General features: G+C 49.9%; 12 protein-coding genes. 10 read left to right on the top strand and 2 right to left on the bottom strand.

Translation table 11 applies throughout. The features are described 5' to 3' along the window. Positions 1-544: 544 nt before the first annotated feature. The 6 genes from GVJ63_RS10705 to GVJ63_RS10680 all read left to right on the top strand — a co-directional run bounded on the left by GVJ63_RS10705 (position 545) and on the right by GVJ63_RS10680 (position 6,728). Positions 545-2,119 carry a methyl-accepting chemotaxis protein gene (locus GVJ63_RS10705; protein WP_033773466.1) on the top strand — a complete coding sequence of 525 codons (1,575 nt, stop codon included), beginning with the start codon at positions 545-547 and terminating at the stop codon, positions 2,117-2,119. 329 nt (positions 2,120-2,448) lie between these two features. Further along, positions 2,449-3,009, top strand: a complete 561-nt coding sequence (locus tag GVJ63_RS10700) for a fasciclin domain-containing protein (RefSeq protein WP_060679269.1) — start codon at positions 2,449-2,451, stop codon at positions 3,007-3,009. Positions 3,010-3,070: 61 nt separating this feature from the next. Next, complete coding sequence (locus GVJ63_RS10695) at positions 3,071-3,619, top strand: sigma-70 family RNA polymerase sigma factor (RefSeq protein ID WP_033768880.1); 549 nt, start codon at positions 3,071-3,073, stop codon at positions 3,617-3,619. Further along, the gene (locus GVJ63_RS10690) at positions 3,616-4,293 is read left to right on the top strand and encodes an anti-sigma factor domain-containing protein (protein WP_159226837.1); all 678 of its coding nucleotides are present in this window, start codon (positions 3,616-3,618) and stop codon (positions 4,291-4,293) included. The genes GVJ63_RS10695 and GVJ63_RS10690 overlap by 4 nt, the downstream gene beginning before the upstream one ends. A gap of 115 nt (positions 4,294-4,408) precedes the next feature. Then, a complete protein-coding gene (locus GVJ63_RS10685) occupies positions 4,409-4,849 on the top strand; it encodes a GNAT family N-acetyltransferase (protein ID WP_022624394.1) in 441 nt (146 codons plus the stop codon). A 454-nt stretch (positions 4,850-5,303) separates the two neighbouring features. Beyond that, entirely contained in the window at positions 5,304-6,728 is a 1,425-nt protein-coding gene (locus GVJ63_RS10680; RefSeq protein ID WP_159226836.1) for a trehalose-6-phosphate synthase, read from the top strand. A 99-nt stretch (positions 6,729-6,827) separates the two neighbouring features. Here GVJ63_RS10680 and bla read toward each other — a convergent pair whose 3' ends face one another. Continuing rightward, positions 6,828-7,667, bottom strand: a complete 840-nt coding sequence (gene bla, locus GVJ63_RS10675; RefSeq protein WP_370516267.1) for a class A beta-lactamase — start codon at positions 7,665-7,667, stop codon at positions 6,828-6,830. A gap of 198 nt (positions 7,668-7,865) precedes the next feature. Here bla and GVJ63_RS10670 point away from each other — a divergent pair, with 198 nt between their 5' ends. After that, positions 7,866-8,735: a LysR substrate-binding domain-containing protein gene (locus tag GVJ63_RS10670; RefSeq protein ID WP_159226835.1), complete on the top strand. Its 870-nt coding sequence runs from the start codon at positions 7,866-7,868 to the stop codon at positions 8,733-8,735. 5 nt (positions 8,736-8,740) lie between these two features. Here GVJ63_RS10670 and GVJ63_RS10665 read toward each other — a convergent pair whose 3' ends face one another. After that, positions 8,741-9,667 (bottom strand): LysR family transcriptional regulator, encoded by a 927-nt coding sequence (locus tag GVJ63_RS10665; protein WP_052271375.1) that lies wholly within the window; start codon positions 9,665-9,667, stop codon positions 8,741-8,743. Positions 9,668-9,748: 81 nt separating this feature from the next. On the opposite strand from GVJ63_RS10665, the gene GVJ63_RS10660 reads away from it, so the two are divergent. From GVJ63_RS10660 to GVJ63_RS10650, 3 genes are all read left to right on the top strand, one after another. Continuing rightward, complete coding sequence (locus tag GVJ63_RS10660) at positions 9,749-10,702, top strand: MBL fold metallo-hydrolase (protein WP_159226834.1); 954 nt, start codon at positions 9,749-9,751, stop codon at positions 10,700-10,702. A 187-nt stretch (positions 10,703-10,889) separates the two neighbouring features. After that, positions 10,890-11,354: a cytochrome P450 gene (locus GVJ63_RS10655; RefSeq protein ID WP_235038345.1), complete on the top strand. Its 465-nt coding sequence runs from the start codon at positions 10,890-10,892 to the stop codon at positions 11,352-11,354. A 176-nt stretch (positions 11,355-11,530) separates the two neighbouring features. Next, on the top strand, positions 11,531-12,328 hold the full coding sequence (locus tag GVJ63_RS10650) for a hypothetical protein (RefSeq protein ID WP_200843117.1): 798 nt from the start codon (positions 11,531-11,533) through the stop codon (positions 12,326-12,328). The last annotated feature ends 8 nt before the right edge of the window (positions 12,329-12,336 follow it).

Below are 12,336 nucleotides of genomic sequence, written 5' to 3'. Positions count from 1 at the left end.
CTTGATAAAATAATCTGTACGGCTAATGAATTTTTAGAATTGAAATGAGAATTAAAAAGCTCAGGGTTTTATCGGCAGGTCGAAGATTAACTTTAGTTTTTCTTTATCTGGTGGTGATCTGCTATTGAAAAACAGGAATAAAAGATGTGAGCAGTTTTTTTACGCATTTATCGTATCCACATTAATGGCTAAGGATAACTGATGAGTGTAGATAAGAAGCCGGAGAGGATGTGAGGATTGCAGAGGACCCTGGAGAGAAGATGAGCGGATGACGAATATATTACCTGTCTCTGCCCCGGAAAAATCAGAAGCGAACCCGTCACGGGAAGAACCGAAGTTGAGAATAACTATGTGAGTAATCAACAGCGCTCAGACCGGGTTAAAGAGTCTGATGCTTGTAAGAAATGGTTCTACGGAATCATCGCTTCTTACCCCTTTCATTACTGTAATTTCTTTCCCCGCTGCCGATAACAGATCCAGTACCAGCGAGCCATAGAAGCGGAACGTCGGTGATAACCTATTAATTCAAACATCGGGGTCTCCTATGTATCGGAACAAAAAAATAAAATTAAGCGTCATGCTCACTGCGGCATTCCTCACAGTCATCTTAACGGGCGTTTTTGTGACAGGATTTGCCGGGTTTAAACTCAATACGGCCAGCGATCAGCAGGAATTGACGCGCGCGCGGCTGGGCGATCTCCAGGCCCTGCAGACGCTAAAAGATAATTTAACTCAGCAAACTGTCCTTTTACTGTCCGTGGCTTCAGACACTCAGCCTCAGGCAGAGGCCACTATAAAAACCCAGTTCTCTGCGTTGCAGACCAACAGTGATAATACCACCGCGCATTTTCGCGAACTGATCAACGGTGCCAAAAGCATTCCGGGGATCAATCTTGCTGAAGTAGAAGAGGCTTCCACGCAATTAAATAAAATCGAAGTGGCAGCGGGTCCGCTTCATCAGGCAGAGCAAAACCTGTTTATGCAGAACGCCACTCCGTTCCCGGAAAAACTCCGTGGTGAACTGATCCCTGCGCTTTCGCACTACCGCAGTGCGGTAGATGGGATGGTTGATTATCAGGCGCGGGTAACGAGTAAAACGGCGGAAACGTCCACGCAGGCGCTCTCCGGTGTTTATATGACGCTGGCTGGCCTGACCACCCTGTTTGTTGTGATGGGATTTGTGATGAGTGGGCTGATCACCCGCTGGATCAAGACTCAGCTGGGTGGCGAACCTTCGCATGCGCAGGGCCTGGCCGCTGCGATTGCGGCGGGCGATCTGACGACAAAGGTCACCCTTCGTCAGGGGGATACCGTCAGCATGATGGCTTCTCTGGATAGCATGCAGAGCAATCTGCGTGACCTGGTCTCGCAGATTAAAGATTCTTCCGCTTCGGTCGCCATGGCAGCTGATGAAATTTCCCAGGGCAATACTGAACTCTCTTCCCGTACAGAGCAGCAGGCCGCCGCTTTGCAGGAAACCGCCGCCAGTATTGAGCAGCTTACGGTCACGGTAAAAAGTAATGCAGCGGGCGCACAGCAGACCGCGGATTCAGCCCGTGAAACCGCTGCGCTGGCGCGTTCGGGTGAACACGATATGCAGCGCATGTCAGAGACGATGAATGATATTTCAAAAAGCGCGGTGAAAGTCCGGGATATTACCTCCGTTATCGAAGGAATTGCATTTCAGACCAACATTCTGGCGCTTAACGCGGCAGTCGAAGCAGCACGAGCGGGCGAACAGGGTCGAGGTTTCGCCGTCGTTGCGGGTGAAGTCAGGACGCTGGCACAGCGCAGTGCAACGGCAGCCAGAGATATTAAACATCTGATTGAAGAGGCTGTGGCGCAGGTCGAAAGTGGTGTTGTCGTGGCAACCGGCACCGGCAAGAGCATTCTTGATATCAATGCGATGGTTGGAAAACTTGCCGTCGCGATGGATAACATCTCACTCGCCTCAGCTGAACAGATGCAGGGCATTTCACAGGTCAGCATCGCAGTGAACGAGATGGATGGCGTCACGCAGAATAACGCCGCGCTGGTTGAGGAATCCTCTTCCGCATCACAGTCGCTTTCAGCTCAGGCACACGCTTTACGTGAAGCAGTGAATGCTTTTCGCATTTAAGTTCATGCGTGTAGCTCACGGCGAAAGACGTGGGTGGAGAGCATCTGAGCTGTCCGGGTCATAGGTTTTTACATTACTGAAATGTATGACCGGGAGCTATTTCTTGCCAGTAATGATGGCTGTCTGCTGTGCGTGAAAAGCAGACGTTGACGCAGTATGGACTCGTTATGATAAGCCCACCTCTGGTGGGCTTATTGCATATCGCCTCAGCCTGAACCCCCTCAGATTAAAAAAATTTAAATTTTTTTTGCATCCGTTTTCGCTGCTCATTCGTATTAACAGATAAGGGCGCTCTCGCCCTGTCCGTTAACTCAATGAGGGAAGTGAAAATGAAACCATTCCTGCCAACTCTGATTTTTTCTGCATTAGTCTTCAGTGGCGCCACTTACGCGGCGAGCATGGACAGCGACACGGTGATGGTCGGCGGTGCTGCTATGTACCCATCGAAAAATATTGTTGAGAATGCTGTTAACTCGAAAGACCACACCACGCTGGTCGCGGCTGTTAAAGCCGCCGGTCTGGTCCAGACACTTGAAGGGAAGGGGCCGTTTACCGTTTTCGCGCCCACCAATGCCGCCTTTGATAAATTGCCTAAGGGCACCGTCGACTCCCTGCTTAAGCCAGAGAATAAACAAAAACTCACCAGTGTCCTGACCTATCACGTGGTTGCAGGAAAACTGGACATGAAAGCGCTGGAGAAAAAAATCAAAGCGGGAGGAGGCAAAGCCGAGCTGAAAACGGTGAATGGCGAATCACTGTGGGTGATGGCAAATGGCCCGCACAATATTCAGCTTAAAGATGCTCAGGGCAATATTGCCAGTATCACCACGTATGATGTGAATCAGAGTAACGGTGTGATTGACGTTATTGATACCGTGCTGATGCCGTAAAGCGTTACCTATACTGTGTGTAGCCACTTATCGCGTGGCTACATCTTTCACAGGGAAGCCGATGACAAAAAATGTGCCCCATATTCAGGCCGGTTTAATGAATCAGATAGCCGTCGGTGATAAAGCTGCTCTTGAGCAGCTTTACCGCGTTCTGTCGCCCCGACTCTATGGGATCATCCTGCGGATGGTGAGACGCCGGGACTGGGCAGAAGAGATCCTGCACGATACGTTTATTCAAATCTGGCAGTCGGCTAACTATTACGACGATAAGCGCAGTGAGCCGCATATCTGGCTCAGTCACATCGCCAGAAATCGGGCGATTGATTTCCTCCGTAAACATGAAAACAGAAGCTGTTCCGTGGATGAGATCAGCGAAGCGGAAGCGGGTTTCCAGACGCCACTTCCTGCCGATGCGAGTCATGCGGAGGCGCGTCGCCTTCAGCACTGCATGGCGCACTTACCCTCTGAGCAGCGACAAAGCATTTCGCTCGCCTATTATCGTGGCCTCTCACAGAGTGAGATTGCGCTCTCAATGAGTCAGCCTGAAGGAACGGTGAAAAGCTGGATCCGTCGCGCGTTAACCCATCTTCGGGAGTGCATAGGCTTATGACTGGGCAGGAACAACATGATCTCACTGCGGCGGAATATGTGCTTGGCCTTACCGACGATGTGACACGTCATCGGCTGGATAAACGCCTCAATGACGATTCACACTTTGCTGCAGAGGTGCTGCACTGGCAGAAAGCGTTCAGCGGCATTGACCTGCTCACACACGCCGTTATCCCGTCTTCTGCGGTCTGGCAGCAGATTGAGCAGGATCTTGGCCAGAATGCAGGCGTCTCTGGCACGATATCAATCCACAGGCATCCTGGCTTCTGGCTCGGCTGGGGCCTGGCGGCGGCAATGGCTGGTATCCTCATTTTCACCCATTTAAGCAAGCCTGATGCCCCACAATCCCTGCAGCCGATTGCGGTACTCAGCGGCGCACAGCCCGATGCACAGTTTGTGGTGAATCTGGATAAGTCAGCTTCACTCCTTCAGGTTTCGGCGCTGAACATCACGCTGCCAGAGAATAAAAACCTGCAGCTCTGGCTGATCAGGGGCAGTGCTCCACCACAATCTCTGGGATTGATCAATCATCGCGACAGTAATGTTTTCCGCTTACCGCCTGGCGATTTAGATAATCAGACGGTACTGGCGGTAAGTCTGGAGCCGGTGGGAGGTTCCAGGCTCAGCGGGCCGTCCGGTCCGGTGATTTTCCAGGGCAAAGTCACGTTGCTTTAATCTTCAGGACGCGGGTTCTCGGGCCGGGATTCAGCGGAAAAGGGGAGTGGATGGCTTTTCGAATGGCAGGCCTCCATGCCCTTGCCTTAACCTAATCAGGGGGAATGACAAAAGAATGGAAATCAGAACGGCGTTGGAGTCTGATGCGGCAGGCATCAGTGAGCTGATACAGCTTGTGTCTGTGCAATGTAATTTTTCAGAGACAGAGCCCTGTCCGCAATGGTTTATCGACAGCACAAAGCCCGATGTGCTTCAGCCGTTGATTGTTTCAGATGACTATCTCTGGCTGATTGCCGTGGAAAGAGGTGAGGTGACAGGCGTACTCACCCTTTTCGAAGGCAATTTAGTTAAATACCTTTTTGTACATCCGAAATTTCAGCGAAAAGGGGTAGCGAGGGCACTCTGGCAGCGGGCGATTCCCGAACTGCGTTCAGAAATCAGCGTACGGTCATCACTCCTTGCCGTCCCTTTTTATGAGAAAAGGGGATTTAAAAAAGTCGGGGAGGTCAAATTTTTTAACGGCGTATCATTCCAGACAATGATCGCTCAGCTCTGAATTAACAAAGAGATTTTTAAGTTCTCTGTTTCCGAAATAAAACGGCCCGGCCACGCATTTATCAAACCAGCTTTGAGGGTGAGCGGAACCGGGCCAACCCGCCTTATTTATACCCGCGTATATTCACTGTCTTCAACTCACTGACTTTTTGCGCCATCGCTGCCCGCTAATGCTATATCGGGCGCGTGATTTGCAGCGTTTTTACATTTCATCAGACTCTTTTTACGCCTTTTTTACAGGCCGTTCGGTTTAATTAACGGCACCGGGCATTTACGTGACAACGTTACACGATGGCGGTCACAACCCGATTTTGCAAAAAGCGTCTGCAGGCATTAAGTGGACAGGGTGCACATTCATGAGTGGTTTTCTCCAGTTTATTCTCCGACCTCCTATTAATAGCGGCTCGCTGCCAGGCACTGGTGCCTCTCCGCAGCGGGTTCTTAAGGAATACAGCATGTCAGGCCTTATTCTTGTTTCGCATAATCAATGTCAACGTTCGACGCTTACTGCAATTTATGACGGCATCCTTTCCCGTCAGGGAGGCGTCTGGATTAGCTGGGATGGTGAAAGCAAGGTGATGCCTCAGGATGCGCCAAGACCCTACGCCGTGCAGCAGATGGGCCAGTATGAAACCGTGACCTTCCCCTATACGCCTGGCGAGCTTAATGAGGGGTACCATAATTATATTCACAAAGGGCTGTGGCCTGTTTTTCATCAGCGTCCGGACATGGCCCGTTTTTCCGCCACCGGCTATCAGGAATATAAAAACATCAATAAAGCCTATGCGCGCGCCATCTGCGAAAATGCCACACCCGACGATGTTATCTGGATTCAGGATTATCATCTGCTTGGCAGTGCCACCTATATCCGTGAAGAAGGGCTGACCAACTTAGTGGGTATTTTTCTGCATCAACCTTTCCCGGCTGGCAGAATGTTTGAAACCATACCCGAATGGCGCTGGTTCACTGACTCTCTGTTATGTTGTGATCTGATTGGCTTTCAGACCGTGCAGGATATGAATAACTTCCTGGTCTGGCTGGAGAGCGAATTCCGTATAGAACGGCTGGAGGCGCAAAGCTTTCGTGTTCATGGCCGGATTATCAGGGTGGGTGTGTTTCCTGTCGGAATTGACCTTGACGATGTCCAGTCTCTGCGTGATAGCAACAGCTGTGCTTACATGGAAATGCAGTGCCGCGAAAGCCTGCCCGAAAATACCGTGCTAAGCGGCGGCCATCTTGATGAGAGCTCAGGGCTGCCTTACCGAATCAGCACCCTGGAGGTGCTGCTGCGAAAACATGATTGCTACCAGAAAAATATCACGCTGTTGCAGCTGGCGCCTCCGGCAGCCGGACACGCACATGATGCGTCAGAACTCGGTCACGCTCTGGAGGCGTTGTGCGGGGAACTTAATGGCGTGCATGGCACAATGAACTGGTATCCGGTGAACTATCTGACTCATGGTTACAGCCGGGAAGAGCAGGCTGGTATCTATCGTGCCTCACGCGTTGCGCTGGTGACGCCGTTGATGGCAGGCATGAGCCTGATGGCCAAAATGTATATCGCCTTACAGGACCCGAAAAATCCCGGGGTGCTTATCCTCTCGCAGTTTGCCGGTGCAGCCGGGCAGATGGAGGGTGCCATCATCGTCAATCCTTATGATCCTGATGCAATGGCCAGTGCGGTACATCGCGCATTGCAGATGCCGTTACACGAACGGCGGTCTCTGCATGCCCGTCTGATGAAGGGACTGCATATGCAGAACAGCCATCACTGGGCTGAGTCATTTTTGCGCATGCTGAACGCTGAGCCAACTGCCCCGGAAGCCTTGCCGTCGCCTGCCTTTTTTCCGCACCTGAGCAGTAGCCGGGCGAGGTACTGAGTTTTTGAGTTGAAGTGGTATTTCGCTGGTGCGCGGGTTAGCGGGGCGAAAGCCAGATAATCGGCCCACTCTGAGCCGATTATCTGAAGCTGAAGCTAATTATTTACTGATTGCGTCCACAACTAGTTTTGCCGCACTGGCCAGTACGTCTTTGCGCGCGACCGCGTCTTTGTCCTTCTGGGTGAAGTAGGTCGTCAGGATGATGGGTGCCTGATCCTTCGGCCAGATGACGGCAATATCATTAGTTGTGCCATAGTCACCACTGCCGGTTTTATCAGCCACTATCCAGTCAGCCGGCAGGCCTGCTTTAATACTGTTTGCACCTGTTGTATTGCCCTTCATCCATTCTGACAGTTTGGCTCGCTGCTCTCCTTTGAGGGCGGTGCCGAGAACAAGCTTATTAAGCGTGTCAGCCATCGCTGAAGGAGTCGTAGTGTCACGCACATCATCCGGGATTGCTGTATTGAGTTCTGGTTCCTTTCTGTCCAGGCGAAAAGCCTTATCGCCGATTGTTCGGGCAAAATGCGTAGCCTGTTGCGGGCCACCCAGATACGCAAGTAATTTATTCATCGCGGCATTATCGCTGTATTGCAACGCCGCAGCACTCAGTTCAGCAACAGTCATTGATGAGCCGATATGTTTCTGGGTGAAGGGATTATAATTAACCATGTCGCTTTTATTTATATGAATTTTCTTATCAAGCAAACTATGGTCACTTTCATTTTTCTTTAATATCGCTGCTACTGCCATTACTTTACTTGTGCTGCACAGCGGGAATCTTTCATTGCCCCGCCATGAATATTCAGAACCATCGGATGTGTCAACGACCGTAACGCCGAGTCTGCCACCAGATTTATTTTCCAGTGTCTCAAACTGGCTCTTTAGCGTTAGCTGGTCAAAAGCAGCATGGGCTGACACTGAACAACCTGTTGCGGCCATCAGTAACATGCCGGTCAGGCTTCCTTTAAAGTTTATCATCTTGCATTACCTTATTCTGGCATTAGTAAAATCATGGGGTCTTTTAAGTCACGCAGAAAAAATGCATCCCTTAAATTATTTGCCCCAAAATAAATCAATTTCCTTGTAAGAAAAAACGGTATAAATTGATGCCAGTCATAAGTTTTTCTGGGGGCTGATTTGAAAAGTGATATCCCACTCAATGCGCTGCGTGCATTTGAAGCATCTGCCCGCCACCTCAACTTTACCAGGGCAGGCATGGAACTCTTTGTCTCTCAGGCTGCGGTCAGTCAGCAGGTCAGGCTGCTGGAAGAGAAATTAGGGGTGATTTTGTTCAAAAGGCTTTCCCGGGGCCTGGAGTTGACCGATGAGGCGCGGTTGCTATTCTCAAAAATTTCAGAAGAATTTAATCGTATTGAGAAGGCTTATCGTCAGTTTGAAGGAGGTAAAGTCAGGGAGGCACTGACGATATCCTGTGTGGGCACCTTTGCGCTGGGCTGGCTTTTACCAAAAATTGAAGATTTTCAGCAGAGACATCCCGCTATCGAACTGAGTATTCAGACGAACAACAATGTCGTAAGCATTGCCGGAGAGGGAGTGGATTTTGCTATAAGATATGGTTCGGGTAAATGGGCGTCATCGCATAACCAGCTATTGCTGGATGCGCCGCTGACCCTGTTATGCCGGCCTGAAACGGCGAAGAGACTGACAAAACCTGGCGATATATCCGGCGAGACGTTATTACGTTCTTACCGTCTTGAAGAGTGGGATAACTGGTTTGCTGCGGCGGGTATTTCCCCATTCAGAATTAATGGACCTGTATTCGATTCTTCACGCCTTATTATTGATGCTGTGATAATCACTGGCGGCCTGGCACTGGCACCTGATGTCATGTTTCAAACGGAAATAAAGCAAGGTTTGCTCGCCAGACCATTTAATATTTATTCTGGTCATGATGGGTACTGGTTAACTTGGCAGAGAGCCAGAAAGATGACCCAGTCGATGGAAATATTTCGCGAATGGATTATTGAGCAAATAATTAGGCCGTAATTTATTCAGGTTCGTTCTGTCATCACGCTACGCAGTTCTTCCCTGAGCCAGCGCAGTGACAAATCGTTATCAAGCCGTTTATGCCAGAGCAGTGACAGGGCTATTTCCGGTGTTTCAATGGGTACCGGGCTACAGCATAAGCCGTAATGCGTCACCCACTCATCCGACAGCCCGGCGGGAACGGTGGCTAACGCGGGTGCGCGCGCCAGCAGCGGAGGCAGAGAGGAAAAATGCGGCGTCACGTAGCGAATCGAACGGGCCTTTCCTGATGCCGCAAGCTGGTCATCGATGGCGCTCCAGTTCGCCCCGCGATAGGAAACCAGCAGATGGTCATGCGCCACATAATCCTCCAGCGTCAACGGTGCACGCAACGAAAGCTGTTCCGGGTGCCACAACGTACAAAAGTTGTGTGACACAATTTTCTCGCGCTGGAGCGTGGCGGGTGTGCTCTCGCCAACCGAAATGGCAAGATCGATCTCTCCGCGCGCGACCAGCTCCGCATCCCGGAAGGGATCGCTGGCCGTAACCTGAAGAGTCACGCCGGGAGCGGTGCGTGTGATGCGCGCATATAGTCCCGGCATCAGCCAGCGTTCAACCCAGTCGCTCATCCCCAGCCGAAAAACATGTGTCGCCTCAGAAGGCGTGAAGGATGCTGGCTGAAACAATACGTTCTGCATCTGTGCCATTAACGGGCCCAGCTCAGCGATCAGCGCTTCAGCACGCGGGGTAGGCTCCATGCCTTTCGCCGTGCGCACAAACAGTGGATCGCTGAACATTAGCCGCAATCGGGCCAGTGCATTACTGACTGCTGGCTGACCCAGATGCAGCTTTTCTGCCGCACGCGACACGCTGCCTTCCCGCTTCAGAACCAACAACACCGTCAGTAAATTCAGGTCGATTCGATGAAAATCATTTTCTCTGATAGTGAGCATCAGTTTAATCAATTTGAGTGATACAGGTTGCGTAATGATACTGCTCACCACGTTGTGATGAAACTTTCTGGAGAGATATTTATGAAAATTTTACTGATGCTGGTGGCGTCTCTTATCGCGTTCAGTCCGGTCTATGCTGCCGAACAGACCTCTGTACGGGATCAGCAAGCTCCGGGTTATTACCGGATGACATTGGGGAAATTACGCATTACCGCGGTTTCCGACGGCACGGTAACCGTTCCCCTGAATAAATTACTGACTAACATTTCGCCTGAAAAACTAAACCATGCAATGGCCAGAGATTCGATGACGCCGCAGGCCGAAACATCAATCAATGCCTTCGTTATCGATGATGGTAAAAAGCGCATTTTAATCGACACCGGGGCCGGTGAGCTTTTTGGACACAATGGCGGACATCTGCTGACTAATCTGGCCGCCGCTGGCTATCCGGCAGAGTCGATCGATGCCGTACTCTTAACCCATATTCATGCCGATCATTCAGGCGGTGTTTCACGCGCGGGCAAGCCTGCTTTTCCAAAGGCCGAAGTGTTCGTGGATAAACGGGATGTCGATTTCTGGCTTAATCCGGCTAACGTCAGCAGGGTAGAGACCAGTCAGGCCCATACCTTTGCAGAATCTGAACGGACTCTTCGCCCAGTCATCAATGCTGGCCTGCTTAAAACGTTTATGGCACCAGCCATATTACCGGGGGGAATCCGTGCAGAGTCGACAGCTGGGCACACGCCGGGTAGCGTACTTTATCGCGTAGAGAGTGAAGGTCAGACCCTGGTGCTGTGGGGAGATATCATCCATGCCAAAGCGGTGCAATTGCCCGATCCTGAAGTGGCCATCCATTTTGATGTCGATCAGAAACAGGCTATCACTACACGTGAAAGGGTACTGAAACAGGCTGCAGATCAGGGCTACTGGGTGGCTGCGGCGCATATCGCCTTCCCTGGCCTGGGCCATGTTCAGCATGAAGGTAACGCTTATCGCTGGGTGCCCGCTAATTACACTACGCAGCTCGGGCAGTAGGTTGTTAACTAAAAAATGTAATAATATCAGGGAGAAAAATTTTGATGTAAGTTAACAGGCGGCGCTTCAATATTAACAAATTGAATAATGTCTTTTAGTTTAGAGGCTTCTCTGTAAGAGGGGCCAGAGCGTTGCCGTACAGATTAGTAGTCAATGAGGTTATGGGGCTGATAAAGTCGACAGCGTTATGCCACTCATTGTCGCTGCGCTCTGGGCCATTTCTCACTTCAACCTGAAGGTGAATACAGTCAATGTTCGGGATACCGTTGTAGAAGCTTCTCGCTTATACAGTCCCGTTCTTTCTGTAGGTAGAGTAATAGCGCAGGACCTGATTTTCCGAGGCCAGAACCTTAAAGAAGGTGACAGGGTCATGTTTTACACGGCGCTGGCTAACTTCGATGAAAAAGTTTTCGATAACCCATTCCGTTTTATTGCGGGGCGAAAAGAAAAGCCACTATCATTCGGCACGGGCATGCATATGTGTATTGGTATGGGCATAGCACTCAGCTTTGCTTCGTCGTTTATTGGCCATATAAACTCACATTACATGCTCAGGGACGTTAGCATAATCGAATTTGCAGAGGGTGTGTCTGCGCCAGGTGCTTCAGATTTTAATATTGGAATAGACTTCAATGAACTGGCTGAAAATTAAAGATTTCCGCACGTTACTCGCTTCTCTTTTCATCTCGAAGTTGGGCGATTATGTATATGAGGTCGTTTTTGTGTTTATTGTGCTCGAGAACACGCATAATAATTATCTTCTTGCCGGCTGCGTCTATTTTTTTTCGTTTTATTCCTTTTCTATTTTTCGGCCCCGCTGGTGGCTGGATGGCAGACAATTGGCGCATCAAATGTTCAGTTATACTCTCATTGGCAGACAAGCCCTGGGTGCTGATGTTCAATACATTAACGTATGCAATTTCAATTGTTATACTTTGTACGTTTTCAGAAAATTCACAGAATAAAACGTCGGCGTTCAGATTGAAAAAAGTATATCAGGAGAATCTATCCTGCATTAAAAGTTTATTTCAGGAAACTCCTAGCTTATTTATTGCTATTTTTGGTTCATCTGTTTGCATTCTCTTTACCGGATCATTACTTCGTTTTATTATCCCCGCTGTAGCTGTCAGTCAGGGGAATGGGGAGATATTTACCAGCTGGATATTTTCTCTAATGGCTGCAGGCACAATTACCGGGGGTCTCATTTACGGACGGTTTGCCATAAATATTTCACCATTGAATGTTATGCGCAATTGGTTCTTTTACGGAATTTTACTGGTTTTAATGTCATTTATTGCCCTCTATTCGCTCGAGGCTCTGCTGCCGGTAGCATTCGTCCTTGGTATGAGTGGTGCATTCGTTGATATTTTTCTGGTGACACTCATACAGTCCTGGTCTTTTGCAGAGAACACAGGCAAGACATTCGGCACGTTTTCTACCCTGGCTAATACTGCTGAAGCACTTTCTGGTCTCCTTTCCGGACTGGCCGCCGCTGCGAGTCTGATGGTTGCTTTTGCAGGCATGAGTTCACTCATCGTACTCACTGGCATTATCTCAATGGCTTGTCTTCCAGACAAAAAACAAAAGAATATTTCGGGAAGCAACGAATCCGATAGTTCTGTTTAAAGAGTGCC

The sequence above is a fragment of the Pantoea sp. 18059 genome (genome assembly GCF_902706165.1).
GTDB classification, from domain to species: Bacteria; Pseudomonadota; Gammaproteobacteria; order Enterobacterales; family Enterobacteriaceae; genus Pantoea; species Pantoea agglomerans.
Note: the sequence above shows the minus strand (reverse complement) of the source record. Positions and strands in the feature narration are given on the sequence as shown.

What these genes read in the sequence shown, in the direction of transcription:
- GVJ63_RS10705 (WP_033773466.1), top strand. Translation starts at nt 545, where the DNA reads ATGTATCGGAACAAAAAAATAAAATTAAGCGTCATGCTCACTGCGGCA.
- GVJ63_RS10700 (WP_060679269.1), top strand. Translation starts at nt 2,449, where the DNA reads ATGAAACCATTCCTGCCAACTCTGATTTTTTCTGCATTAGTCTTCAGT.
- GVJ63_RS10695 (WP_033768880.1), top strand. Translation starts at nt 3,071, where the DNA reads ATGACAAAAAATGTGCCCCATATTCAGGCCGGTTTAATGAATCAGATA.
- GVJ63_RS10690 (WP_159226837.1), top strand. Translation starts at nt 3,616, where the DNA reads ATGACTGGGCAGGAACAACATGATCTCACTGCGGCGGAATATGTGCTT.
- GVJ63_RS10685 (WP_022624394.1), top strand. Translation starts at nt 4,409, where the DNA reads ATGGAAATCAGAACGGCGTTGGAGTCTGATGCGGCAGGCATCAGTGAG.
- GVJ63_RS10680 (WP_159226836.1), top strand. Translation starts at nt 5,304, where the DNA reads ATGTCAGGCCTTATTCTTGTTTCGCATAATCAATGTCAACGTTCGACG.
- bla (WP_370516267.1), bottom strand. Translation starts at nt 7,667, where the DNA reads ATGGCCGCAACAGGTTGTTCAGTGTCAGCCCATGCTGCTTTTGACCAG.
- GVJ63_RS10665 (WP_052271375.1), bottom strand. Translation starts at nt 9,667, where the DNA reads ATGCTCACTATCAGAGAAAATGATTTTCATCGAATCGACCTGAATTTA.
- GVJ63_RS10660 (WP_159226834.1), top strand. Translation starts at nt 9,749, where the DNA reads ATGAAAATTTTACTGATGCTGGTGGCGTCTCTTATCGCGTTCAGTCCG.
- GVJ63_RS10655 (WP_235038345.1), top strand. Translation starts at nt 10,890, where the DNA reads ATGCCACTCATTGTCGCTGCGCTCTGGGCCATTTCTCACTTCAACCTG.
- GVJ63_RS10650 (WP_200843117.1), top strand. Translation starts at nt 11,531, where the DNA reads ATGGCAGACAATTGGCGCATCAAATGTTCAGTTATACTCTCATTGGCA.